Annotated in this window: 21 protein-coding genes and 2 pseudogenes; 15 read left to right on the top strand and 8 right to left on the bottom strand. The window is 38.9% G+C overall.

Annotated elements, in window-relative coordinates; all coding sequences use genetic code 11:
• Positions 1–11: 11 nt before the first annotated feature.
• The 3 genes from MHB83_RS13850 (at position 12) to MHB83_RS13840 (ending at position 1,948) form a co-directional block, all read left to right on the top strand.
• Positions 12–938: an alpha/beta hydrolase gene (locus tag MHB83_RS13850; RefSeq protein WP_342496402.1), complete on the top strand. Its 927-nt coding sequence runs from the start codon at positions 12–14 to the stop codon at positions 936–938.
• A 196-nt stretch (positions 939–1,134) separates the two neighbouring features.
• On the top strand, positions 1,135–1,407 hold the full coding sequence (locus tag MHB83_RS13845) for a DUF2651 family protein (protein ID WP_050944871.1): 273 nt from the start codon (positions 1,135–1,137) through the stop codon (positions 1,405–1,407).
• A 118-nt stretch (positions 1,408–1,525) separates the two neighbouring features.
• The gene (locus MHB83_RS13840; protein WP_268458542.1) at positions 1,526–1,948 is read left to right on the top strand and encodes a cytidine deaminase; all 423 of its coding nucleotides are present in this window, start codon (positions 1,526–1,528) and stop codon (positions 1,946–1,948) included.
• A gap of 43 nt (positions 1,949–1,991) precedes the next feature.
• Here the strand turns inward: MHB83_RS13840 and MHB83_RS13835 are convergent, their stop codons facing one another.
• A complete protein-coding gene (locus tag MHB83_RS13835) occupies positions 1,992–2,759 on the bottom strand; it encodes a pentapeptide repeat-containing protein (RefSeq protein WP_253622568.1) in 768 nt (255 codons plus the stop codon).
• 168 nt (positions 2,760–2,927) lie between these two features.
• Between MHB83_RS13835 and MHB83_RS13830 the strand changes: the two genes are divergently transcribed.
• Positions 2,928–4,073 (top strand): choline esterase, encoded by a 1,146-nt coding sequence (locus tag MHB83_RS13830; protein WP_253622569.1) that lies wholly within the window; start codon positions 2,928–2,930, stop codon positions 4,071–4,073.
• A 245-nt stretch (positions 4,074–4,318) separates the two neighbouring features.
• Here the strand turns inward: MHB83_RS13830 and MHB83_RS13825 are convergent, their stop codons facing one another.
• Complete coding sequence (locus tag MHB83_RS13825) at positions 4,319–4,507, bottom strand: hypothetical protein (protein ID WP_253622570.1); 189 nt, start codon at positions 4,505–4,507, stop codon at positions 4,319–4,321.
• Positions 4,508–4,727: 220 nt separating this feature from the next.
• On the opposite strand from MHB83_RS13825, the gene MHB83_RS13820 reads away from it, so the two are divergent.
• The 5 genes from MHB83_RS13820 (at position 4,728) to MHB83_RS13800 (ending at position 8,995) form a co-directional block, all read left to right on the top strand.
• On the top strand, positions 4,728–5,897 hold the full coding sequence (locus MHB83_RS13820) for an NAD(P)/FAD-dependent oxidoreductase (protein ID WP_050944880.1): 1,170 nt from the start codon (positions 4,728–4,730) through the stop codon (positions 5,895–5,897).
• Between the two features lie 42 nt (positions 5,898–5,939).
• Positions 5,940–6,620 carry a TetR/AcrR family transcriptional regulator gene (locus MHB83_RS13815; protein ID WP_170965983.1) on the top strand — a complete coding sequence of 227 codons (681 nt, stop codon included), beginning with the start codon at positions 5,940–5,942 and terminating at the stop codon, positions 6,618–6,620.
• Between the two features lie 162 nt (positions 6,621–6,782).
• Positions 6,783–7,433: a PAS domain-containing protein gene (locus MHB83_RS13810; protein ID WP_137054543.1), complete on the top strand. Its 651-nt coding sequence runs from the start codon at positions 6,783–6,785 to the stop codon at positions 7,431–7,433.
• Positions 7,434–7,444: 11 nt separating this feature from the next.
• A complete protein-coding gene (locus MHB83_RS13805; RefSeq protein ID WP_050944882.1) occupies positions 7,445–7,819 on the top strand; it encodes a RidA family protein in 375 nt (124 codons plus the stop codon).
• 72 nt (positions 7,820–7,891) lie between these two features.
• Positions 7,892–8,995: a threonine synthase gene (locus MHB83_RS13800; RefSeq protein WP_253622571.1), complete on the top strand. Its 1,104-nt coding sequence runs from the start codon at positions 7,892–7,894 to the stop codon at positions 8,993–8,995.
• A gap of 1,043 nt (positions 8,996–10,038) precedes the next feature.
• On the opposite strand, the gene helD is transcribed toward MHB83_RS13800, so the two are convergent.
• Positions 10,039–12,384 (bottom strand): RNA polymerase recycling motor HelD, encoded by a 2,346-nt coding sequence (helD, locus tag MHB83_RS13795; RefSeq protein ID WP_342496401.1) that lies wholly within the window; start codon positions 12,382–12,384, stop codon positions 10,039–10,041.
• A gap of 112 nt (positions 12,385–12,496) precedes the next feature.
• Here helD and MHB83_RS13790 point away from each other — a divergent pair, with 112 nt between their 5' ends.
• Both MHB83_RS13790 and MHB83_RS13785 read left to right on the top strand, forming a co-directional pair.
• Complete coding sequence (locus tag MHB83_RS13790; protein ID WP_050944885.1) at positions 12,497–13,138, top strand: TetR/AcrR family transcriptional regulator; 642 nt, start codon at positions 12,497–12,499, stop codon at positions 13,136–13,138.
• A 169-nt stretch (positions 13,139–13,307) separates the two neighbouring features.
• Positions 13,308–14,225: a class I SAM-dependent methyltransferase gene (locus tag MHB83_RS13785; RefSeq protein WP_050944886.1), complete on the top strand. Its 918-nt coding sequence runs from the start codon at positions 13,308–13,310 to the stop codon at positions 14,223–14,225.
• A gap of 22 nt (positions 14,226–14,247) precedes the next feature.
• On the opposite strand, the pseudogene MHB83_RS13780 reads toward MHB83_RS13785, so the two are convergent.
• Positions 14,248–14,887, bottom strand: a pseudogene (locus tag MHB83_RS13780) (IS3 family transposase); the annotation flags it as partial.
• A gap of 112 nt (positions 14,888–14,999) precedes the next feature.
• Here MHB83_RS13780 and MHB83_RS13775 point away from each other — a divergent pair.
• Positions 15,000–15,314, top strand: a complete 315-nt coding sequence (locus MHB83_RS13775) for a hypothetical protein (RefSeq protein WP_335355678.1) — start codon at positions 15,000–15,002, stop codon at positions 15,312–15,314.
• 349 nt (positions 15,315–15,663) lie between these two features.
• Here MHB83_RS13775 and MHB83_RS13770 read toward each other — a convergent pair.
• Positions 15,664–15,832, bottom strand: a pseudogene (locus MHB83_RS13770) (acetyltransferase); the annotation flags it as partial.
• Positions 15,823–15,996, bottom strand: coding sequence for a maltose acetyltransferase domain-containing protein (locus tag MHB83_RS13765; protein ID WP_249118362.1), 174 nt, complete (start codon positions 15,994–15,996; stop codon positions 15,823–15,825). The pseudogene MHB83_RS13770 and the gene MHB83_RS13765, both read right to left, overlap by 10 nt.
• A 205-nt stretch (positions 15,997–16,201) precedes the next feature.
• Here MHB83_RS13765 and MHB83_RS13760 point away from each other — a divergent pair, with 205 nt between their 5' ends.
• The 3 genes from MHB83_RS13760 to MHB83_RS13750 all read left to right on the top strand — a co-directional run bounded on the left by MHB83_RS13760 (position 16,202) and on the right by MHB83_RS13750 (position 18,079).
• Complete coding sequence (locus MHB83_RS13760) at positions 16,202–17,380, top strand: MFS transporter (RefSeq protein WP_321998928.1); 1,179 nt, start codon at positions 16,202–16,204, stop codon at positions 17,378–17,380.
• Between the two features lie 194 nt (positions 17,381–17,574).
• On the top strand, positions 17,575–17,910 hold the full coding sequence (locus MHB83_RS13755; protein WP_003210975.1) for a hypothetical protein: 336 nt from the start codon (positions 17,575–17,577) through the stop codon (positions 17,908–17,910).
• A 43-nt stretch (positions 17,911–17,953) separates the two neighbouring features.
• Positions 17,954–18,079 (top strand): hypothetical protein, encoded by a 126-nt coding sequence (locus tag MHB83_RS13750; RefSeq protein ID WP_003210976.1) that lies wholly within the window; start codon positions 17,954–17,956, stop codon positions 18,077–18,079.
• Between the two features lie 53 nt (positions 18,080–18,132).
• Here the strand turns inward: MHB83_RS13750 and parC are convergent, their stop codons facing one another.
• Both parC and parE read right to left on the bottom strand, forming a co-directional pair.
• The gene (gene parC, locus MHB83_RS13745; RefSeq protein ID WP_212046464.1) at positions 18,133–20,571 is read right to left on the bottom strand and encodes a DNA topoisomerase IV subunit A; all 2,439 of its coding nucleotides are present in this window, start codon (positions 20,569–20,571) and stop codon (positions 18,133–18,135) included.
• A gap of 2 nt (positions 20,572–20,573) precedes the next feature.
• Complete coding sequence (gene parE / locus MHB83_RS13740) at positions 20,574–22,541, bottom strand: DNA topoisomerase IV subunit B (RefSeq protein WP_335355675.1); 1,968 nt, start codon at positions 22,539–22,541, stop codon at positions 20,574–20,576.
• Positions 22,542–22,548 lie beyond the last annotated feature (7 nt).

The following is a 22,548-nucleotide window of genomic DNA, read 5'->3' as shown; positions in this document are numbered from 1 at the left end:
GAGAGAAAAAAATGAGTGTAGAAATTTATCATGGTGAACGTTCTGAAGAAAGTATTCAATTTGAAACATTATTCGCTTCGCAAAGTAATAAAGAGAGTTTTTCTAGTATCGAGCACACAAAAAAATTTCTTGAGCAAAAAGGAATTGAAAATACGCAGCCTTATGCCATTGGAGATGATGTGAAGTTAATGAGTGAGGTACAAGAGCAAACATTCGAAGGCATGCAAGTTTTCACATTAAATGAACAAGCATCACAAAATCAAAAAGTCATTCTCTATCTACATGGCGGTGCATGGACAAATCAGCCTTTGAATGTCCACTGGTGGTTCATGGATAAAATGGCGCAATCACTAGGTGCGAAAGTGGTCGCTCCTATTTATCCAAAAGTGCCTCATTATAGCTATAAGGATACGTATCCGAAAATTCTTAACCTATATAAAGACCTTCTGAAAACTGCCGGAAGTGCCAATCAATTGACGATTATGGGAGATTCAGCTGGTGGAAACATCTCACTTGGTCTGGCGCACCTTTTAAAGAAGGAGAATCTGCCACAGCCGAAGGATATTATTTTATTATCTGCATGTGTCGACATGAGCTTAAGCAATCCTCTCATGTTTGAATATGCAAAAAAGGACCCGATTCTAGGTTATGAAGGAATGGAAGCCATTGCAAAGATTTGGATAGCTGATCAACATGTAACTGACCCAATGATCAGTCCCATTTACGGTGACTTCAAAGGACTTGCGAAGATTACTCATTTCATTGGAACACATGATATGTTATATCCAGATGCCATAAAGCTCGATGAAAAACTAACAGAACAAGGAATTGACATCAAAACCTTTGTTTATCCTGAAATGCTTCATGTATTTGTTGTCATGCCAATCCCTGAGGCACAAGATGCTCAGGAGAAAATCATTCAGGTGATCAATCGTTAGGGATTCCGTTCACACCAAAAAGACTGCTTCCTTTTAAGCAGTCTTTTTAAATATAATCACAATATCCATTCACTACAGATTCCACTTCCTTAAATTCCAATTTTTGTTTACAACGATCGTATTTCCCATTAATATAATGATTGTTCGCTTCTTCATTGGATTTAAATAAATGACGGCTAGTAAAGGAGAGTGAATGATGATTGTTTCCTTTCTTCAACCTATGGCTCTGATCTTGTTTACATTGCCTTTGTTATCTTTGATATGGGGGATTGTCGGCTATTTCATCTTTAAGCGGGTCTACGTCGTTCTAGTGATCACATTTGCAGCTTCAACCGTTTTTATCTTTGCCTATACGGGGTTCGATTTGTCGAATATGTATTGGGTCGTCGCAATGACTTTTCTATGCATGTGTACCTCTCTCATCACAAAAATCATCCAATTTATGATTCAACGCTATAAAAAAGCATAAAGAAGCTTATGCCTGCAAACATAAGCTTTATTTTTGTTTCCACTCATCTTCGGGCAAACAGTTCATTACCTAATGTTTGGTATAATAGATACGAGCATGGAAGGGGAAGGAGAACACGTTGGAAACTTTTGATTTATCCCAAGAAGATCTTGAATTAATAGACGAAGCAAAAAAGAAGATTATCAGTCTTTATGAAGATGATAAACACCATGTAGGGGCAGCGATCCGCATGAAAACAGGAGAAATAATGTCGGCTGTCCATATAGAAGCCTATATCGGACGGGTAACTGTTTGTGCAGAAGCCATTGCGATTGGCAGTGCTTTATCGAAAGGACATAAGGATTTTGATACAATTGTGGCAGTGAGACACCCCTATTCAGATGAAGAAGATAGAAAAATTAGGGTAGTAAGCCCTTGCGGCATCTGCCGAGAGCTCATTTCAGACTTCGGACCAGCATGTTTTGTCATCATCGAGATGGCTGGGGAGCTGGTCAAGGTGAAAATCGAAGAACTCATACCGCTCAAATATACTCGAAGCTGATGTGCCCCATAGATATACAGTAGGAGGATGGATGCAGAAAACGTCAAGTGTGATCCTTACTGCATCCAAGATGACTGAAAAATCGCTCAACAAAAGCAACCCCATATATTTTCTCCATATGATTCATGTTAAAAATATACTGTTCCATATGCTCAAGCTTGCGCAGACTACGCACTAGTATTTTCCGTTCATCGTCAGAAAGAGCAGGGTCATCATTTACCTTCTCCAAAGCCATTTTCACTCGTGCAGATACCTTTTCAACATAGAGTTGGTTTTTGGATGCTGGCGGAATACATGCCGACAGGTCACAGCCTGTAAAACGAACACCGTCAAGGGTGCAGTTTTCAAAATCGGCGATCAGCTTTTGTTTGCCATTTCCCTCAAACGTTATATCTATTAGCTTACCAGCAAAGGTACAATTGACGATATTCGCTACCTGTAAAACGCGGTCATTGAATCTACATTTAGAGAAAATGCAATCGATAAACGTAGCATTCTCCAAGGTCATTCCCCTCATATCGCAAGAAGAAAATACGCAATTGGTGAAGACAGCTTCGTTTTTGCCAATGCCCACAGAACGCAAGTCGGAACGACTAAAAGTACAATGATCAATCGTACTACCGGCAAAAAATCTTGCATTCGTGAGATCACACGTATCAAATACAAGATGATCCAGGTGACAGCTCCAAAAAATAGGAGAACGAACATTTGAGTTGATGATTGTCGTTCTGCTGATTGTTTCGTGTTCATACCTGGCAATATCAGAAAATGATTCGTAGTCTATTGATATACCAGACTCAAGTCTTCTCATCGCTATCACCCTATCATTTCTTCAGAATTTTTTACAATCAAGAATTCCATTCAGCAAGTTCATTTCATTTTTCTTATCACTTGTATTTGACTCAAGATTATATCACAAAACGATACTCACCCAGCAAAGAACAGATATCCATTTTCAAGATGAAAGGGGCATAAAAGAATGAAAAGGTATGACACATTCCCAAAACCAATCGGTAGCTATATAGCCGGCCGAATCCAGATGGATTTTGAGTATACCGCATCAGATCACTCAAAAAGAGAATTGACCGCGTTTATATACTATCCATCTGATAGCAGCGAAGGGAAGACTGCATCAACGTACATGTTTCCTGAAGTCTACGAGATGCTTCATGAGCAGCCACTTGTCACTGAATATTTGAAGGAAATAAACTTCTTCTCTACCGATATCAAGACTCATTGTTATGACGATCTTGCTCTTTCCGGGAAGGAAAAGCGCTATCCAGTGGTATTCTATGTTTGCGGCGGGGGTGGTTCACCAGAATGGGGGACAGCCATCTGTACAGACATGGCAAGCCAAGGGTATGTTGTCGTCAGTATCGGTCATCAGGATAGCACCATGTATAAACGGAAAGATGGGAAGCTGGTGAATGTCTCAAAGGATTTTTCGGATGTCATAATGACGTTTTCTGAAGATCCAGAGATGATGGCGCTGGCTAGTAAGATGAAAATGCGGCCTGACGATGAAACGGCTATTGAGATGTGCCGTAACGTCCTTACCTTGCCAACCATTAACAAGTTAACAAGATATAGTGAACAACAGGCAGAAGATGTAAGGTACGTAGCCGATTATCTTCACAAACTAGACTCTGGAGAATGGAAGTCTATCTTTCGTAACAGACTGCTGCTCGGCATCGGCATGGGCATCGCAGGGCATTCTTATGGCGGGCCTACAGCGGCTATTGTTTGCCGGGATGACGACCGGTTTGTCTGCGGGGTTGGCTTAGATAGTGGTGCATTCGGCCTTCTCGACAGCGACCTCAATAAACCCTTTTTGCTCCTGTTTTCTGAACCGAATTATTATATGAATGCGATCATTGGTGATAACAACAGCATGGAAACCTATTATTTCTCTGTTGATGGTGCTGCACATTTAGATTACTGTGACATCGTGTTTACCGGTGTAGATGAGGAACTTAGAGGCACAAGGGATGTATTAGAGATGCGAAATCTTGTGACGGACTATACGAAGACCTTTTTTGATCATTACATCCTGCAAAAGGCTGTACGTGTAGAAAGCCTGTCATATGAAGGTGTAGACTTAATCAAGAAAACCAGCAACAAGTGAGATAGGGGAAGCTGCTGATAGCAGCCTTTTAAAGAGTCAGTTTAAAGTTGAATAACTTATTTAATTCATAAGCAAAAAGAGCAGTCAACAACCTCTCTTTTTTCGTGTGTTAATCTTTATGTTTTTTAATGGACTTTTTGTGATATGAGTCAGCTTATATCACATTCTTTAAATTCATATCAAGGTAAGTCACAAAAACGTAAACACATCTCCATTGTTCCAATGATAGATTGTGTTTAGGTTTTTTAGCGATTGAATCGTTTTCGAAGAACTAGGCATGAGATAGCAAAAACTGCGAAAGCGCCTGCTGATCCAGCAGCAAACATCAGCCCAGATTGTTCTAATTTGGATTTGAATAACAAAGGGACAGAAAGAATGAGCGCGGCACCACTAAAGCCCAATCCTAATATCAACATTGCCAATAATTTATTCATAGAAACACCTCTTACACTCACAATTTGAACAATGAAAACCTTTAATATTCCTAGATGGAGTGTATCATATGATGGCGGGCGAGTGGTTTCTTTTCATTAAAACACAATCGTGAAACAAACAAATTTCAAACGAACACTGTTCTTTACGAACAATGTTCGTTATAATATAAATGAGATGTAGCTTTAAACGATTTCCATAAAAGAAGAGGAGATGCATACGATGACGGCATTATCTAAGAACCAAAAGCAAATCGCTATTATTGGAGGAGGACCTGGGGGGCTAACACTCGCCTTAATTCTGCAGAATTACGGTATACAAACAACCATCTACGAACGGGAGATGCATGACAAGAGTCTTGAACGAGGAGGCTCACTGGATATTCACGAAGAAACAGGCCAAAAAGCATTAAAAGAAGCAGGAGTTTATGAGAAATTTCAAAGGAATGCCCGTTATGAAGGAGAAGATTTCCGATTACTTGATAAATCAGGAAGAATTTATTTAGATGAAGAAACGGAATCAGATCAAAAAGGCACTCGTCCAGAAATTGATCGTGGTGTGTTGTGCGAACTGCTGTTAGATCAAATTGATGCTGCAAACATCAAATATGGATATAAACTAGAAAGATGCGTTTCATTAGAAAACGGCATGACGGAGCTTCATTTTGAAAACGGGGTTGTCGAGACAGTTGACCTTTTGATTGGGGCTGATGGTGCATTTTCTCGTGTGCGTCCTCTGTTAACAGATATTGAGATTGAATACTCTGGGCTCACGATGCTGGAATTGAATGTCCTAAGCGTAGAGGCGAACCACCCTGATTTAGCTGAATTTAATAAACGTGGTAAGATGTTTGCTTTAGCTGATCACAAAGGGATAATTGGGCAGTTGAACGGAGATGGACGAATCAAAGTGTATGCAAGCCTTATGGTAGAACGCAGCTGGATCGAGACTTGTGGTATACCGTTTCATCAAGCGAAAGAAGCAAAAGAACAATTATTAGAGTTATTTAGTGATTGGGATGATCAGCTGAAAAAGTATATTCGTTATGCAGAAGATGCCATCATTCCAAGACGGATTTATACGCTTCCTACCGGTTTTAAATGGAACCGTCATAAAGGAGTAACGCTTATCGGTGATGCAGCTCATGTCATGTCACCATTCGCAGGCGAGGGTGTAAACATGGCGATGTTTGATGCAAGGGAGCTAGCACTTGCTATTGTCCGACATCCTCATGATATTGAAAAGGCCATTGAGGAATACGAAGACATGATGTACGAATATTCATCGGAAAAGGCACATGAATCGGAGAATAGTTTAAAACTGTGTTTTTCAAAAGACGCTGCGGTCAAGCTTGCAGATATGATGAATTCTTTTCAAGAAAACGGTGATTGATGCTCAATTTACTATTTTACTTTGACATGTTATAAAGAGAGTATGAACAATTCAAATCGTCGTATTATAAGTCGCCGGTCTCGGCCGGCTAAAGAGCCCTTAAGCCGTGAGCTCATTGTGAAAACGGCCTATGAGCTTCTTAAGGAGCAAGGGATAGAGGGCATGAGTATGCGTAAGGTGGCTAAAGCATTGGATACGGGACCTGCATCCTTGTATGTCTACGTGAACAATTTTCAAGAACTCAGTGCTTACGTATTGGATTATGGTCTCGGCCAAATGGTTTACCCAGATTCAGAGAATGGCACATGGAAAGAACAGTTATTTGACATATTGCATACTTATTTCCTACTGCTATTCGAAAAACCTGGTCTCGCTGAAATTTCTCTTTCCACCATCCCGCAAGGAACGAACTTTCTTCAGTTGACCGAACGTATTCTCGCTGCATTAAATGAAGGCGGGATCAAATCTACATCCGCTGCATGGGGAGTAGACCTATTGCTGTTATACGTATCTTCGGTAGCTTACGAAAAGGTCTCTTGGAAGAAACATGACTCTTCGCAGATTTCAGACATTAAAAAAACATTTCATGATGCAGACAAAACGCGTTTTCCTTTCATTCATAGTGTAAAAGAAGAAATGTTTGCAGGTGATACCATATCAATGGAACGGTTCAGGTGGGGAATTGACGTCATTTTGTATGGAATCCAGAAAGAAATCAATTAGAAAGGAGCACAAGCAAAAAGCAGTCAATGGCTGCTTTTTTTATATGGTGATTTTCACATTTATGATCTTGTGAGCATCATGATATATAAATAAATCTATATATTGTTTTTATATATAAAAAATTATATAATCTAGTGGAATAAAAAAATGAGGTGCTTAGGCATGGAACATATTAAAAATTTATTAGAGAGTTATATTCCTTTAGCAAAATCTACTGCAAAAATGTTTGGACCAAATTGTGAAGTGGTGATTCATGATTTAACGAACCCTCAAGCATCTGTCATGTTTACAGTAAATAACCATGTGACAGGAAGACAAATCGGCCAATCATTTGATCATCTAGTAAAGACTGTATTACAATCAGAAGATTTTAAAGAAGATTATCTGGCTGGCTATACATTTGTAACAGAAGATAAGCGTACGATTCGTTCTTCGACTTCACTAATACGTGATTCAAAGCAAAAAGTGATTGGTGCTTTCTGTATCAACTTTGATGTTGAAGCCCTGCATCAAATGCAGCAATTTATGGATACTTTTCTTTCTACACAAGTGGAAGCTCCAGAGAAAGAAACAACATCAAATGATGATCTTGAAAATGTGGAAGAAATAGTAGATCAATTGATTCAACAAATCATTCAAAACAGTGTTCACCCAGTCATGAAACGTCATGAAAAAATTGAACTAATTAAATTCATGGATGAAAAGGGCATTTTTTTAATGAAAGGATCTGTTGAGAAGGTCGCATCTATGTTAGGCATTTCCAAAGTAACCGTCTATAGCTATTTGGATGAAATCAAAAATAAATCGAGGTAAGGAGAGTCAAAATGGAAAGCATACTCGAGGTAGGAAATCTAAAATCAAACGGACACTATGCATTCGCAACCATTCATCAAAACACGGTCTATGTTTCAGGACAATTTGCCATCAATCCCGAAACGAGAGAAAAAGAGTTCGGCCCCATTGAAGAAGAGACATTACAAGCGCTTAAGAATGTAGAGATGATTGTAGAGGCTGCTGGAAGTAACAAAGAGAAGATTTTGCGCATGACATTATACATTTCGGATATTCACTTATGGGACAAAGTTGATGCGGTTTATACTGACTTTTTTGGTGAACATAAACCAGCACGTACTATTGTACCAACGAATGAATTACATTTTGGTTTCAAAATTGAAATTGATGCCATTGCATATATTTAAGATCTTTTTTTGCCTACTCTATATAAAAAATTATATTTCGTATAAAAAAATATTTGAAGGGGTTGATGATTGATGAATCAATTGATTTGTAACCATTGCGGGAAAAAGTATGAGATGACACCAACTCTATGGAGATGTGATTGTGATGGAGTATTAAACCTAGTGAAAGATACCCCAAAAATAGATATCACAGCTTGGGATCACTATCCAAACTCATTATGGCGTTATGTTGAAACCATGCCATTTTCAAAAGATTCTAAGACTTGGGAAACTGTCACAATGGGGGAGGGTCAAACCCCTTTAATCGTTCTAGATCCTAATGAGCCAAACACTTATGTAAAAGTTGATTATATGATGCCGACATTATCCTTTAAAGACCGAGGAGCCGCTGTTTTGATGACAAAGGCTAAGGAACTCGGGGTATCAAAAGTGATTGCTGATAGTAGTGGGAATGCAGGAACGGCGATTGCAGCTTATGCAGCACGCTGCGAGATTGCCTGTGACATCTATCTAAGCGATGACACTTCTCCTAAAAAGGTCGCTCAAATAAAAGCCCATGGAGCAACGATTAAAGAAATTCGTGGTACTCGAGAGGATATTGCAGCCGCAGCCCAAAAAGCAGTAGACGACGAAGACGTTTTTTATGCAAGCCATGTCTATAACCCTTATTTTTTTGAAGGAACAAAAACATACGCCTATGAAATCTATGAGCAACTAAAAGGAGCACCTGATGCTTTAATCATTCCGGTTGGAAATGGTACTCTCCTCCTAGGTGCGTATTATGGTTTTAAAGAGTTATTTGAAAATGGTCTCATTCATAACATACCGAAAATCGTTGCAGTACAAGCGAAAAACTGTGCACCCCTTGTGAAAGCTTATCAAAATGAAGAAAAATCAGCAGCACCTGTGACGAATAAAGGGACCTTAGCAGAAGGGATCGCCATTGCTGCCCCGGCGCGCTCCAAACAAATTTTAGAAGCTGTACTAGATACGAATGGTACATTTATTGATATTGAAGAAGATGAGATCTTAAATGCACGATCTAAACTGAGTGAAAAAGGATTTTATGTCGAAGTGACATCTGCAGTCAATTTTGCTGGCTACATGAAATATCAAAAGGAACCAGAAGAAACCATTGTCATACCTCTTTGTGGTGCAGGGATTAAATCAAAATAACCTTAGGGGAAAATCACGCAGAACTCAGGTAGAATAGAGAGTTGCGTGCCTCGTTGACCTATTATATGATCAATCAGGAGTGACGTTTGCGAGTGTTGAAAACATTGATCATTACAATTTGAAAACGGAGGAATGATTCGTGGGATTGGATTTTACTCATTGCGAAGCACATTGGTCTTACACCGATTGAGAACTTTGCAGATGACATCATTCCTTTGCTGGAACTTTCGGATTCTGATAGCTACTTAATGCCAGATGTTTGTAGGACCGTTGCAGTTAGATTACGTCAACTGATCCACAATTGGCCTGATGATGATATAGATAAAAAGAACGCTCTCTATCTGGCAGAAGGAATGGAGTCAGCTCATCAACAAAATGAGCCAATAAGCTTTATTTAAAATTAAGAATTGTCATATGACAGCTCATTTAACTCAAAAACCTCTATGACTGGTTTAATTAATTGAGGACGTAGAGGTTTTTGAGATGATGCACAGAAGGGAAGATGTACAAGAAGGTAAATATAGATCCATTGAATGCTTCATTGACACTAGTGAAATAAGGATTCTATAATTTAATGGATCCAATTTTTATACTCTTTTCATAGAAGTTAAAAATGGATCCATAATAAACGACTAATAAATCAAAATAAAGATAAGAAGTAGCAAAGTTTTCTTCTCCTAGCAAACCAAGTGTAAACACCATGGAATTAGAAGGTGAAAATTGTTAGCTATTCGGCACCTACACATTCCTCCAAGATTATTTCATCATTTGACTCCGAAATTAGTAAAGAAATGTAGACTTCGTACAGTTACAGATAGTTGATGACTTAAAAAAGAGCCAGCTCTTTTTGGGGTCCTACCAGCCAAACGCGGAAAACATACGCTAAGACAATTTCTAGATGGATAAAGCCGATTTTTCCTACGCTAAGGATTCATCGGCTTTCATATTTAATGTCAAAGAAAAAGAAGCATCCGCAAATCTGGCAGGAATTGAAGTGATAGGGCGGCTTTTAAACGCTTAGCAATTCCTCATTGAAATTATACTCAAACTGTAATCTCATACGAATTTTCAGGAATCTTATTCATAAACGTGCTCATTTCCCCTACGGAGAAAAGATGAAGCTCGTGCATAGCCCTCGTACATGCAGTGTAAAAGAGTTTCCTTTCAAATTCTCTTCCATATTTTATATTAGAAGCATCGTATATGATCACAGCATCAAATTCGATTCCCTTTGCTAAATAAGCAGGGAGAATTAAGATACCTTTTTGATAGGAAATCGCACTTTGTTCAATCATCTTGAGATCCATTTGCTTACTCAATTGCTCATAGGATTCCTTGCATTCTTTTCCCGTTTTACATATCACAGCGATTGTTTCATGGTTTGCTGACTGCAGTTGACGAATCTTCTGTGTTATTCGAGATTGAAGGGTGTCAAGATCCTCAACCTTCGTAAAAGTAGGCTTCTGACCATCTCTGTTAAAAGCTTCAATAGTTTCTCCTTCTTCTATAATTCCCTTTGTGAATTCAACGATTTGACGAGTTGAACGGTAGCTTTTCGTTAACTCTACTCTCTCAAAATTTTCTTTTACATATAATTCGCTTGATAGTAAGGTTGGTGCATTTAGAGTATGGGCATATATCGCCTGATTAAAATCACCTAGAATCGTCATTCGGCAATAAGGAAAAAGCTGCTTAAGAACAAAAAACTGAAAGGGTGAATAATCCTGTGCTTCATCAATTAATAAATGGCGTATTCTTGTGTTTATTCTTTTTCCCTCAAGTTTATCTTGGAGATACAAATAAGGCGCTGCATCTTCATACGTCATTTCTTTTCTTTGCAGCTTTTTTAATGTATACGAACAAATTTCTTCCCAACTTTCAGGAAGTGTATCTTTAAGCTTTTGAAGGATGTTGTCTTTCTGTTTAAACAGTTGACAGTAAATCGCCGCTACATTAATAAACTTTAGTTTCTTTACAGCTGTTCGTATTGGTTTAAAGTGTTTTTTGACAATCATTTTAGCTATTTTCTTTTGCTCCTGTTCAAAATCGTCGAACGTATTCTCAGAAAATCTTCCTTCCTTCAGTAGCTCACTATAAACTTTTGTATACTCTTCAAGTTCTAACAGATCACTTTCTTCTATTACCCAATCTTTGGTTCTTTCCAATTTTTCTTTCTTTCCTAACTCTTTTAGAAGCCATTCCTTTACTAACTGCATACGATTTGGAATGGAGATAGATGCATCTAGTGAATAAAAATAGTTTTTAATTTGTTCAGCTCTAATCAACATTTCTCCTCGGAAAGAAATATTTTTAAAGATAAGCTCTTCACTCGAGAGAATAACAACATAGGAATCAATCAAAGCTTTAAAATCGCTACTCGCTTTATACCGTATTCCTTTTCTTCTTGCAGGATACTTTTTATGGTCCTGACATGTAAGCATATATTCCATTTGCGTAAACGGATGTTCAACATCAAATTGTTTTCCAAGACGCTTCTCCACATATTCTTGGAATGTGAGCTGCTGCATATTGTCCTCCCCTAAATCAGGGAGGACAGAAGCAATGTAGCGATTAAATAAAGAATTAGGTGAAAAAAGCATAATATTTTCAGCCGTGATCTCATTCTGGTAGTGATATAGCAAATAAGCAACTCTTTGAAGAGCTGCAGAGGTTTTCCCACTTCCAGCAACCCCTTGTACAACTAAATACTTGCTTTTCACGTTACGAATAATCTGATTTTGCTCTTTCTGAATGGTAGCAACAATGCTTTTCATATTGGTACTCGCATTATTGCCAAGTACTTCTTTCAAAAGTTCATCGCCAATGGTAACATCCGTATCAAACATCGTTTTGATTTGCCCATCTCTCGTGATAAACTGACGCTTTAACTCTATTTCTCCTTGAATTATCCCTTCTACTGTTTCGTATTGGGCTGATCCTGGAGAGTAATCATAATAAATACTGGAAATAGGGGCTCTCCAATCATAAATAAGAAATGTTTCTTCATTTTCATCCATTAAACTCGAAACTCCAAGGTACACGTTATTTGTTGTCTCCTTACCATTTTCGAGAAAATCAACACGGGCGAAATATGGAGAATCTTTTAATCGAGATAAGGTCTTCCTCTGCTTATCTAGCTGACGGTGCGTTCTTTCTCTCTCGGACAGCATCTCCGCCTGCTGTCTAATGCTTGATAAGGTTTCACCAGCATCTTCAGGATTATCTAGATTTATTTTTACATCATCCCAAAAGGTTTTCTTTAGATGATTGACATCTTTCTTTAATCCACCAGAATCATGATCCAACTTAACGACTTTTTTTTCAATTTCTCTTAAAACAATACGAATGCGCTCCTCTTCATACTTTCGCACTTGGTTTCCATTCTTCACCTCTTCACACTCCTTAAAGATGTTAAAAGTAAATAAATAATACATCATTGACCGTCGGTCGGTCAATGATGTATCTTTAAAAGACAATTATAAGTCTCGAGGGGGGAGTTCCATGAAAAGAATTGTCAAAAAACCCGAAGAAAGAAGAAGCGAGATTATTTCCGTCGCAAAAGATTTGTTTTCATCTAATGGGTACGAGAATACTACGATTAGCGATATTATTAAAAAAATTGGAGTTGCAAAAGGCACTTTTTATCATTATTTCAAGTCAAAAGATGAAATTGCGGACGCAGTAATTCAAGACTCTATTGATTCAAGTGTTCAAGTGTTTAAACAAATTAATAATAACTCCGATTTAAAAGCAATAGAGAAGTTTATAAATATTATTCAGTTTTTTTCACAGGAAACATCAAATCATTTCAGTGATGGATTAATGACTCATTTACATCACAAAGATAACGTTCTTCTACATCAGAAAATGAAAGTTTGCATGATAAAAGAATATGTACCAATTATTTCATCTGTTTTGAAGCAAGGAGTAGAAGAAGGTGTATTTCACACGGATTTTCCAGATGAAATTACGGAATTCTTATTAGTCGGACTCCATTTTATGCTTGATCCCAGCCTTTTCTCATTGACTCACGAACAGCTCATTGCCAAACTAGATGCGATTGACGAGATTTATGAAAAACTATTAGGTGCTCCAAAAGGTAGCTTCCCTTCAATAAAACAATATTTCGAAAAGTTGTATTGACCTTGTTAAAGCATTTAAGGTTACGAAATAAAACAAAAAAATTCGATTTACGCTTGACAAAATTTTTATTTGTGCTATAATTTACTTTTGTTTTTTTCGGTTATATAATAGGGTTCTCCTGGCCAGGGGAACCCTATTTTTTTGTTCTATAATAAAGGAGAGTGTTTGTATGAAGAAAGATGAGTCAAGTGTAACTTCGTTAATATCAGCTTTTGGCAGATCCTATCATAGTCAATTTGATGATACCCCTAAAATCTTTAATGATTATTTAGCTAAAGACTTAATTTCCGAAAAAGAATTTAATGACATCAAAGAGAATATGGTTCAAGGCATACATTTCTTCAACAAAGATATCGCACAAAAATTCGAGGGGAATACAGAAGAAATATTAAAATGGATTACACAAGTACAACTTTCTCCAATAACCTTATCACGTGCTGCGTATTGCGAAAAAGTATTACTTAATGAGGTAGCTTTAGGTTTAAGACAATATGTCATACTTGGCGCTGGATTAGATACTTTTAGTTTTCGACATCCAGAATTGGAAAACATCTTAGAAATATTCGAAATTGATTATCCTACTACACAGGAATTTAAAAAGAAAAAACTGGACGAGGCTAATTTAAAAATCCCAAGTAATCTTCATTTTGTTTCTATGGACTTCACAAAAAAATTGTCCTATCAAAACCTAACAGGTAAAGGATTTGATAACAAAAAGACGTTCTTTAGTCTTTTAGGTGTTTCATACTATTTAACTAAAGAGGAAGTTTCAAGCTTAATAGATTATTTATTCACCAAGGTTCCATCAGGAAGTTCAATCGTTTTTGATTATGCAGACGAGAAACTATTCGAAGAAAAAGGAACCTCTAATAGAGTTGAAAATATGTTGAAAATGGCTTCAATAGGCGGGGAACCAATGAAATCATGTTTTTCTTACTTTGAAATTGAGAAGATGTTAGAGAAATCCGGTTTATTAATTTACGAACACCTATCACCGGCTCAAATTCATGAACTTTATTTTAAGAATCGTAATGATTACTTATCTGCTTTTGAAACGATTCATTACATTCATGCGATAAAAAAATAAAACATATTAAAGATACTTAATACACTTCTCCATTAAATAGATCTAATATGAGCGAAAGGTAGAGCTTTTGCCCAAATAATTTGAACTCAGTCATATCTGTGACCCATTTCTCATTTGGCTTATCAGCTTGAAGGTGACGAGCTAAAATATTAGGCGCTACTTTGCCAACTAAGCCTTTGTATGAACGATATTTCTGCATTCGAACCATGCGTTTAGACCTAGTGATTTCATGATGCGCTGTACTTTTTTGTGATTGACTAGTTCATCACGAATACGGCGGTATCCGTATCGGCCATGATGTTCTTAGTAAATATTTTGAATCATTTTTTCAGATGGACATCTCGGTTATGAAGATTCCAATGTTTCACCAAATAGTAGTAGGTACTTCGCGGAATACCTGCGATCTTAAGCAGTGCTTTCACCGGGTATTTATGCCTTAAATCAAAGTTCCATCGATCCTTTAGCTGGTGCTTGCTTTCCTGTTTTTTTCATAGACGGACGCCCCTTTTTCATTGATTTGGGGGCGTCTTCTCCTTGTGTTTCCATGATACGCTGCCAGTCCCAAAGCGTAGTATCAGAAGGCAAATTAAAGAGTGCAGCTGTTTCCATGATAGACGTCCCATGTGAAGTACGTCTAGTTTATATTGGACTGGATAATTTGTATATGACATGGAGTAGATCTGGCAGGGGATTCTTGCAGAATCCTCGTGCTTGATGGTAAGCCTAACTCATACACAGCAAGAGAACAATATAATTCTATTGTGCGAGAGGGATGTGCACAAACTGCTCAAACGATTACAGGGGGTGGGAAGGGCAGTTAGGTCCGGAAGTGACCACTGCGCTGTATTTATTTCAGATAATTCACTACTCCAATTTATCGGTATTGAAGAAAATCGAGAGTTCTTTAATTCGACTAAAAGATCACAAATTGATTTTGGTCTTGAGTTATTTGGTGATAATAAGCCCAATACTAGGAAAGAGGCTTTAACAGAGATTTTTGAGGCAGAAAGGGCTTGTTTAACTGGCGATCCACCCTTTGCGAAAGGCCTTTTGAAGTTAAGTATTTCAATAAAGATAACAAGCTTTTAAAAACATTTTTTAATATGTGGGTGAAGTCGAGGGATGGCAATTAGGTAACAATAATTAAATTCAAAATAATTTATTGAACATAGAGGTTTTTGATATTACATACAAAAGGGCAGTTGGAGATGGATAAGAGGGAGTGTACAACAATGGATTCACATTTACCTTCTAGTACAGAACAATTGCATTGCGTCTGTTTATTTTCATTTCTTAGTTTACATAATATATATTCTAGGAAGTTAAACAACGAATACATTTTTCATGTCTCAAATCTAAGTATACTTATCTTATTGAGACAAAAAAGGAAAATCAAAATCCTTCGCTTATTCGCCAGATTTTGATTCATCTAGATATTTCATGATTTTGCAGGATTTCCGCCAACCACGACGTTTGCTGGAACACTTTTTGTCACAATCGCCAATGGTGACACCTGGATTAATAATAACACCGCCGCCAATCCAGACGTGGTTTCCAATGGTGACTGGCTTGCCAAATTCAATGCCTTTTGCACGTTCTATTGGTTCAAAACGACATCATTTCCGCAAGCGCCTAATAATTCCTTTAATAAAATGGCTGTTCTTTTTTCTGGCTGATTGGTTTGCTGGTATGCAAAGGTCAATTGTCTCGCTCTTTCACGATCTGCGATCAAGGTTTGGTCACTAGATACATAATGTTTTCCTTGGATCATTTTATCCTTCTCACTTTTCATATTGATCCTCTCCTCCCCTTTTTCTTTATTTTACCTTCTCTTCAGAAGAATTTGTGAAGGCATGATTTCTTTTGAATAGAATTGGCCATGTTCCTGCTATAAGTTATTTACGAATCGACCCGTCTCATTTATAATCGAGTAGATTTGTTCAGTAACAGATACATCTTTAAATGTGAGGGATTACATGGAATTAAAGTGGTATAAAGCAATCATCATCATTTTCACGATGTCTGGTATTTCCATTTCCACATGGTTTTCACGGACACCAGAAGTGAGAGATTTATTACAAGCCAATACAGGAACGATGGGACTCATTTTACTCGGATTATCCGTTGGTTCAATTGTTGGGCTTGGTCTTTCAAATGTATTTGTTCGAAAAAAAGGCGGACGATTGGCAATTGTGATTAGTGCTTTTTTGATGTTTCTTGGATTCACCACTCTTGCTATTGGTTCGACCCTCTCTTCTATCTTTGTCGTCACGGCCGGGCTATTTCTTTTTGGAGCAGGCTCAGGGATGTGCAATGTGGCGATGAACCTAGAAGGGACAGAAATTGAATACAGGATTAAGAAAACCATTTTGCCTATATTGCACGCTTCCTTTAGCATTGGCACTTTAATTGGAGCAGGTGCTGGCATTCTTTTTATTCATCTAGGGGTCTCTGTGTTGATTCATTTACTTGTCATTGCCCTTCTCTTCTTTCTCAGCATCCTAATTTGTACCCGGTATATTCCGCATGGGACTGGAATGGATCAGCATGAGAAGCAGTCGCAGTCAGATACAATAGATGATACTCAAACGCCATGGCTGAACAAACGGACGATATCTCTTGCGATGATCGCCTTATGTCTTGCGTTTGTCGAAGGGTCTGCTAATGATTGGATTCCACTTGCAATGGTGGATGGATACCAGGTTTCACATTCCATGAGTACCGTCATCTATGCATTATTTTTATGCGGGATGATTAGCGGCAGATTAATCAGCGGACGTTTGATCGACCGTTTCGGCAGGGTGTTATTGCTAAGAGTTGCGATTGTATCAGCTGCTGCTGGACTATTCTTGGTCATTTTAAAGATTTCACTTGTGGTATGTATGATATCGATCTTTTTATGGGGACTTGGCGCTTCTTTAGGCTTCCCGCTAACCATTTCTGCAGCTGGTGATGATAGCCGGTACGCCGTGAAACGCGTCAGCATTGTGACCTTATCAGGTTACACCGCCTCTCTTTCTGGGCCGCCTATATTAGGGCTGCTTGCCAATCAAGTAGGATTGCTTCATGCCTTTATTTTTGTGTTATTCGCCATATGTATTGCAGGAATCTTTACAAAAGCTGTCGCAAAACCGCGTACATCACAAGTTCACTAAAAGTGTCTGATCCTCGATCATGGCACTTTTTTTAAATTTAAAAAATAAAATTGAAACCTTTCATGAAGTGAAACAGTCCTATAAATGTCCCGATGTTTATCGCTTTTTTAAAGAGGGAAAGTAAAAAAATAAGACTTTTCAAATAACAGAAAACGTGGTAAGATCATGAAAATAAACAGGAAGGGGTGAGATAAATGAAAAAAAATATGCTGCTAAAATTAGCTGTCTTATTCATAGCACTCGCAAGTTTTCATTTGTTCTCAATGCCTCATTCCGTTCAGGTATACCATCATGCAAAGGTGGTTGCCGATCAAGAATCACATGAGATGAAAATCGCTCAGACCATGGGCGATGAAAAGAAACAAAAACATGTGAGCGCAGTATTTGCCGCATTTACAGTACTGCTGATGATTGGCAGTATGACAGCTGGATTTGCACGCATCACTCATACTGATCAATATGACCGGAAAAAGAAGCATTTACTTGCAGTGTTCTATCAATCTTCTTATTTCCGACTGTCTCGTGTTTAACCCAACCATCTAAATCAAAACAAAAATTGGGAGGTTTTACACGATGTTATTTTTCTTAAGAGTATTCATTCTAGGTCTATTCTCTGTCACTTCACTTTCTCTTTTCGTCTACCAAGGAATTGAAGTAGTGCACGCCATTACAAACATGTTTGGCAGCCACGAGAGCTAAATGACCCGTATATAAAAGAAACCCCCTGTTGATCGCAGGGGGTTTTCGTTTGCTTATTTATTGTCATCTGGTGCAGGTTGAGGTGTGACAAGGACATGCGTTACTTCTCCCTGCTCTTCCTCATCTACAATAAATGATCCATTGCTATAACGGTCATTCGCTCTGAGAGTAGAGATATCAAGCGGAATCGTTGCACCCTTCTCTGTATCCATTTCAAGTGTGTCGTGCAGTGATGCAGCAATGACAGCCACAATACGATGCGGGTTTTTCTTTAATTCTCTTAGCATCAGAACTCCGCGTTTGGCTCTAGATGTTTTATCAAATTCAGAGAGGTTCATTCGCTTCACAGCCCCTCTTTGTGTCGTCAGCACAAGGACATCGTTTTTCGGATCAATGATCTGGCCAGAGACTACTTCGTCCCCGTCCTTCAAGTTGATGCCTTTAACACCAGCCGCTCTCGGACCAACAACACTTACTTCTTCTTCATCAAACCACAATCCGTAGCCATTTTTCGTCGCAATAAACAATTCCTGCTGTCCTGTTGTCACATGGACATCCACGAGTTCATCGTCCCCTTTTAGGTTCAAGGCGACAAGTGGTTTTGAATAGCGCTGCGCTTTATATTGAAGAAGTTCTGTTTTTTTCACCATTCCGCCCTTTGTAAAAAACAGCAGATACGATGTTTCATCAAATTCTTTAATTGGAATGGCTTTTTGGATGGATTCATCACGATCAATAGAAATGATATTCGTAATATGCTGCCCCATGTCTTTCCATCGTATGTCTGGCAGCTGATGCACAGGACAATAAATGTAGCTCCCTTTATTCGTGAACAATAGAAGGACATCTGTTGTATTCATTTCAAACTGATGAATCAGGCGGTCTGTATCCTTCATGCCAAAGTCCTTACCGTTAGATGCAGCATAGGAGCGCTGGCTTGTCCGTTTGATGTACCCATCCTTCGTCACCGTGACGTAAACATCCTCTGAGGCAATCATCACTTCTAGGTTAATCTTAATTTCTTCGATTTTTTCCTCAATGACAGATCGTCTCTCATCAGCATATGTCTTTTTGAGCTTTTTCAAACTGTTTGTAATGACCTTTAGCAGCTTTTTCTCGTTACCTAAAATGTCTTCAAGTTCTGCTATACGCACATCAAGCTCACTTGCTTCGTCTCTTAATTGCGTAATATCCGTATTCGTTAAACGATATAACTGGAGGGAAACAATTGCTTCTGATTGTGCTTCTGTAAAGTCATATTTATCCATCAAGTTGTTTTTCGCATCTCGCTTATCATTAGAAGAGCGGATTGTGGCAATGACTTCATCTAAGATGGATAGCGCCTTAATTAATCCGTCTACAATATGGTGGCGTTCCTTCGCTTTTCGAAGCTCATATGCTGAGCGATTCGTCACCACTTCTTTTTGATGAGCAATATATGCATCAAGTATAGTTGTCAGCGTCATTAAGGTTGGTCTACGATTATGTATCGCCACCATATTAAAGTTATACGGGATTTGCAGATCTGAGTTTTTATATAAGAAATTCAAAACACCATTTGCATCTGCTTCTTTTTTCAGCTCTACTACGATTCGAAGTCCAGTCCGGTCAGTCTCGTCTCGAACCTCTGAAATTCCTTCCACTTTTCTTTCAATTCGGAACTCGTCCATCTTTTTGACAAGGTTGGCTTTATTCACTTCATAAGGAATCTCTGTGATCACAATTTGCTGGCGCCCGCCGCGGATGGTTTCAATCTCCGCTTTTCCGCGAATCATGATCTTTCCTTTGCCTGTTTCATAGGCCTTCTTAATGCCGTCTACCCCTTGAATGATACCGCCTGTTGGGAAATCTGGACCTTTGATGACCGTCATTAAGTCCTCAACCGTACAATGCGGCTGTTCGATTCGTTTAATGACACCATCAATCACTTCTCCTAGATGATGCGGCGGGATATCAGTGGCATAACCAGCGGAAATCCCTGTTGATCCATTCACGAGAAGGTTTGGAAACATTGCTGGTAAAACAACTGGCTCCTTGCTTGTATCATCAAAGTTTGCGACAAACTCGACCGTTTCCTTGTCTAAGTCCTTTAATAGCTCTGAAGCAATCGCAGCTAGCCTTGCTTCCGTATAACGCATGGCAGCAGGCGGATCACCATCGATACTCCCGTTATTTCCATGCATCTCAATGAGCACATTCCGTACTTTCCAATCCTGACTCATTCTCACCATCGCTTCATAAACAGATGAGTCACCGTGCGGATGATAGTTACCAATCACGTTACCGACTGTTTTCGCGGCTTTACGGAAGTTTTTATCTTGCGTGTTTCCTTCTGCGTACATCGCATATAAAATTCTTCGTTGTACAGGCTTTAGTCCATCTCGCGCATCTGGAAGCGCGCGGTCTTGGATAATATATTTACTATAGCGACCAAACCGGTCTCCGATTACTTCTTCTAATGGTAAATCATGAAATCGTTCTTGTTGTGCCATGTTTAAACCTCCTCAGCTAGCGACAAGTTTTCATTTTCAAGAATGTTGCTTTCCTCATCAAGTCCAAAGGCGACATTCTTTTCAATCCATTTACGACGTGGTTCTACTTTGTCACCCATCAATGTCGTGACGCGGCGTTCCACACGTGCAGCATCGTCGATTTTAACCCTGACAAGTGTTCTCGATTCTGGATTCATTGTCGTTTCCCATAGCTGGTCGGCGTTCATTTCACCTAAACCTTTATAGCGCTGAATCGTGTACCCTTTTCCAACTTTCTTCAGTACGTCGTCCATTTCTTCATCAGACCATGCGTACTCAATGACTTCTTTTTTACCTGAGCCTTTGCTGACTTTATATAAAGGCGGTAGTGCAATAAACACTTTGCCATGCTCAATCAGCGGCTTCATATAGCGGTAGAAGAACGTGAGCAGAAGCACTTGAATATGCGCTCCATCCGTATCAGCATCTGTCATGATCACGATTTTGTCATAATTGATGTCTTCTACATTAAAATCGACACCGACGCCTCCACCGATCGCATGAATAATGGTGTTGATTTCTTCATTTTTGAAAATATCAGCAAGTTTCGCTTTTTCTGTGTTAATGACCTTTCCACGAAGCGGCAGCACCGCTTGGAATTTACGGTCACGTCCTTGTTTTGCTGACCCGCCCGCTGAGTCGCCCTCTACAAGGTACAATTCGTTTCTTGCTGGGTTTCTAGATTGAGCAGGTGTTAATTTACCGCTCAGTGTTGCTTCGGACTTTTTCCGTTTCTTGCCGCTCCTTGCTTCTTCACGTGCTCTTCTAGCAGCTTCTCTTGCCTGCTGCGCTTTAATCGCTTTTCTCACAAGAAGAGTCGCTGTTTCACGGTTTTCTTCAAGGAAATAAGCCAGCTTTTCAGAAATAACAGCATCAACAGCTGAGCGAGCTTCACTTGTTCCAAGCTTTCCTTTTGTCTGGCCTTCAAATTGAAGCAGTTCTTCAGGAATTCTGACAGAAATAATAGCAGCCAGCCCTTCGCGAATATCAGTGCCCTCTAAATTTTTGTCTTTTTCTTTTAAAAGGGCTACTTTGCGCGCATATTCATTAAAGGCTCTCGTCATCGCCGTTTTGGCACCAGACTCATGCGTACCGCCATCTTTTGTTCTCACGTTATTGACGAAAGAAAGAATATTTTCCGAGTAGCCGTCATTGAATTGAAATGCAAAGTCTACTTCGATGGATTGATGCTCTCCTTCAAATGAGACCACTTCACTCAGAACATCTTTTTCTTCATTTAAATAAGCAACGAAGGCTTCAATGCCCGTCTCATAATAAAAGGTTTCTTGTACATCATGTCGTTCATCAATCAGCTCTATTTTTAATCCTTTTAATAAAAAGGCAGATTCTCTTAAACGTTCTGATAATGTATCGAAATTATAGGTTGTAACGCTGAACATCGATCGATCTGGTTTAAAATGAATCAGTGTTCCGGTTTTTTTCGTTTTTCCGACTTTTTCAAGTGATGTGGCAGGCTTTCCGCCGTTTTCAAAGCGCTGATGATAAATAAAGCCATCACGTTCAATTGTGACAGTAAGCCACTCTGACAGCGCGTTTACAACAGATGCCCCAACTCCGTGAAGCCCACCACTTGTTTTATATCCGCCTTGACCAAATTTTCCGCCTGCGTGAAGGACCGTTAAAATGATCTCAGGTGTCGGTTTTCCAAGCTTATGCATACCAGTAGGCATCCCGCGTCCTTTATCCTGGACGGAAATGCTATTATCTTTATGTATTTTGACAACGATATGATCTCCATGGCCAGCGAGTACTTCATCGACAGAGTTGTCTACAATCTCATAGACAAGGTGATGAAGACCGCGTGAATCCGTTGACCCAATATACATCCCTGGACGTTTACGGACCGCTTCAAGCCCCTCTAGCACCTGAATAGAATCATCGTTATAATCTACTTGCTGCTTTTTAACCAAATGCTTA

Origin of the sequence: Bacillus sp. FSL K6-3149 (genome assembly GCF_038630515.1) — a bacterium.
GTDB classification, from domain to species: Bacteria; Bacillota; Bacilli; order Bacillales; family Bacillaceae; genus Bacillus; species Bacillus pumilus.
The sequence above is the reverse complement of the archived record's forward strand: the minus strand, read 5'-3'. Positions and strand labels throughout refer to the sequence as shown.

Coding starts and splice junctions, on each gene's coding strand:
- MHB83_RS13845 (WP_050944871.1), top strand. CDS start 1,135: ATGATTGTTTCCTTTCTTCAACCTATGGCTCTGATCTTGTTTACATTG.
- MHB83_RS13760 (WP_321998928.1), top strand. CDS start 16,202: ATGGAATTAAAGTGGTATAAAGCAATCATCATCATTTTCACGATGTCT.
- MHB83_RS13830 (WP_253622569.1), top strand. CDS start 2,928: ATGAAAAGGTATGACACATTCCCAAAACCAATCGGTAGCTATATAGCC.
- MHB83_RS13850 (WP_342496402.1), top strand. CDS start 12: ATGAGTGTAGAAATTTATCATGGTGAACGTTCTGAAGAAAGTATTCAA.
- MHB83_RS13755 (WP_003210975.1), top strand. CDS start 17,575: ATGAAAAAAAATATGCTGCTAAAATTAGCTGTCTTATTCATAGCACTC.
- MHB83_RS13835 (WP_253622568.1), bottom strand. CDS start 2,759: ATGAGAAGACTTGAGTCTGGTATATCAATAGACTACGAATCATTTTCT.
- MHB83_RS13810 (WP_137054543.1), top strand. CDS start 6,783: ATGGAACATATTAAAAATTTATTAGAGAGTTATATTCCTTTAGCAAAA.
- MHB83_RS13800 (WP_253622571.1), top strand. CDS start 7,892: ATGAATCAATTGATTTGTAACCATTGCGGGAAAAAGTATGAGATGACA.
- MHB83_RS13815 (WP_170965983.1), top strand. CDS start 5,940: ATGAACAATTCAAATCGTCGTATTATAAGTCGCCGGTCTCGGCCGGCT.
- MHB83_RS13750 (WP_003210976.1), top strand. CDS start 17,954: ATGTTATTTTTCTTAAGAGTATTCATTCTAGGTCTATTCTCTGTCACT.
- MHB83_RS13765 (WP_249118362.1), bottom strand. CDS start 15,996: ATGATCCAAGGAAAACATTATGTATCTAGTGACCAAACCTTGATCGCA.
- MHB83_RS13785 (WP_050944886.1), top strand. CDS start 13,308: ATGAAGAAAGATGAGTCAAGTGTAACTTCGTTAATATCAGCTTTTGGC.
- MHB83_RS13790 (WP_050944885.1), top strand. CDS start 12,497: ATGAAAAGAATTGTCAAAAAACCCGAAGAAAGAAGAAGCGAGATTATT.
- parC (WP_212046464.1), bottom strand. CDS start 20,571: ATGGCACAACAAGAACGATTTCATGATTTACCATTAGAAGAAGTAATC.
- MHB83_RS13825 (WP_253622570.1), bottom strand. CDS start 4,507: ATGAATAAATTATTGGCAATGTTGATATTAGGATTGGGCTTTAGTGGT.
- MHB83_RS13820 (WP_050944880.1), top strand. CDS start 4,728: ATGACGGCATTATCTAAGAACCAAAAGCAAATCGCTATTATTGGAGGA.
- MHB83_RS13805 (WP_050944882.1), top strand. CDS start 7,445: ATGGAAAGCATACTCGAGGTAGGAAATCTAAAATCAAACGGACACTAT.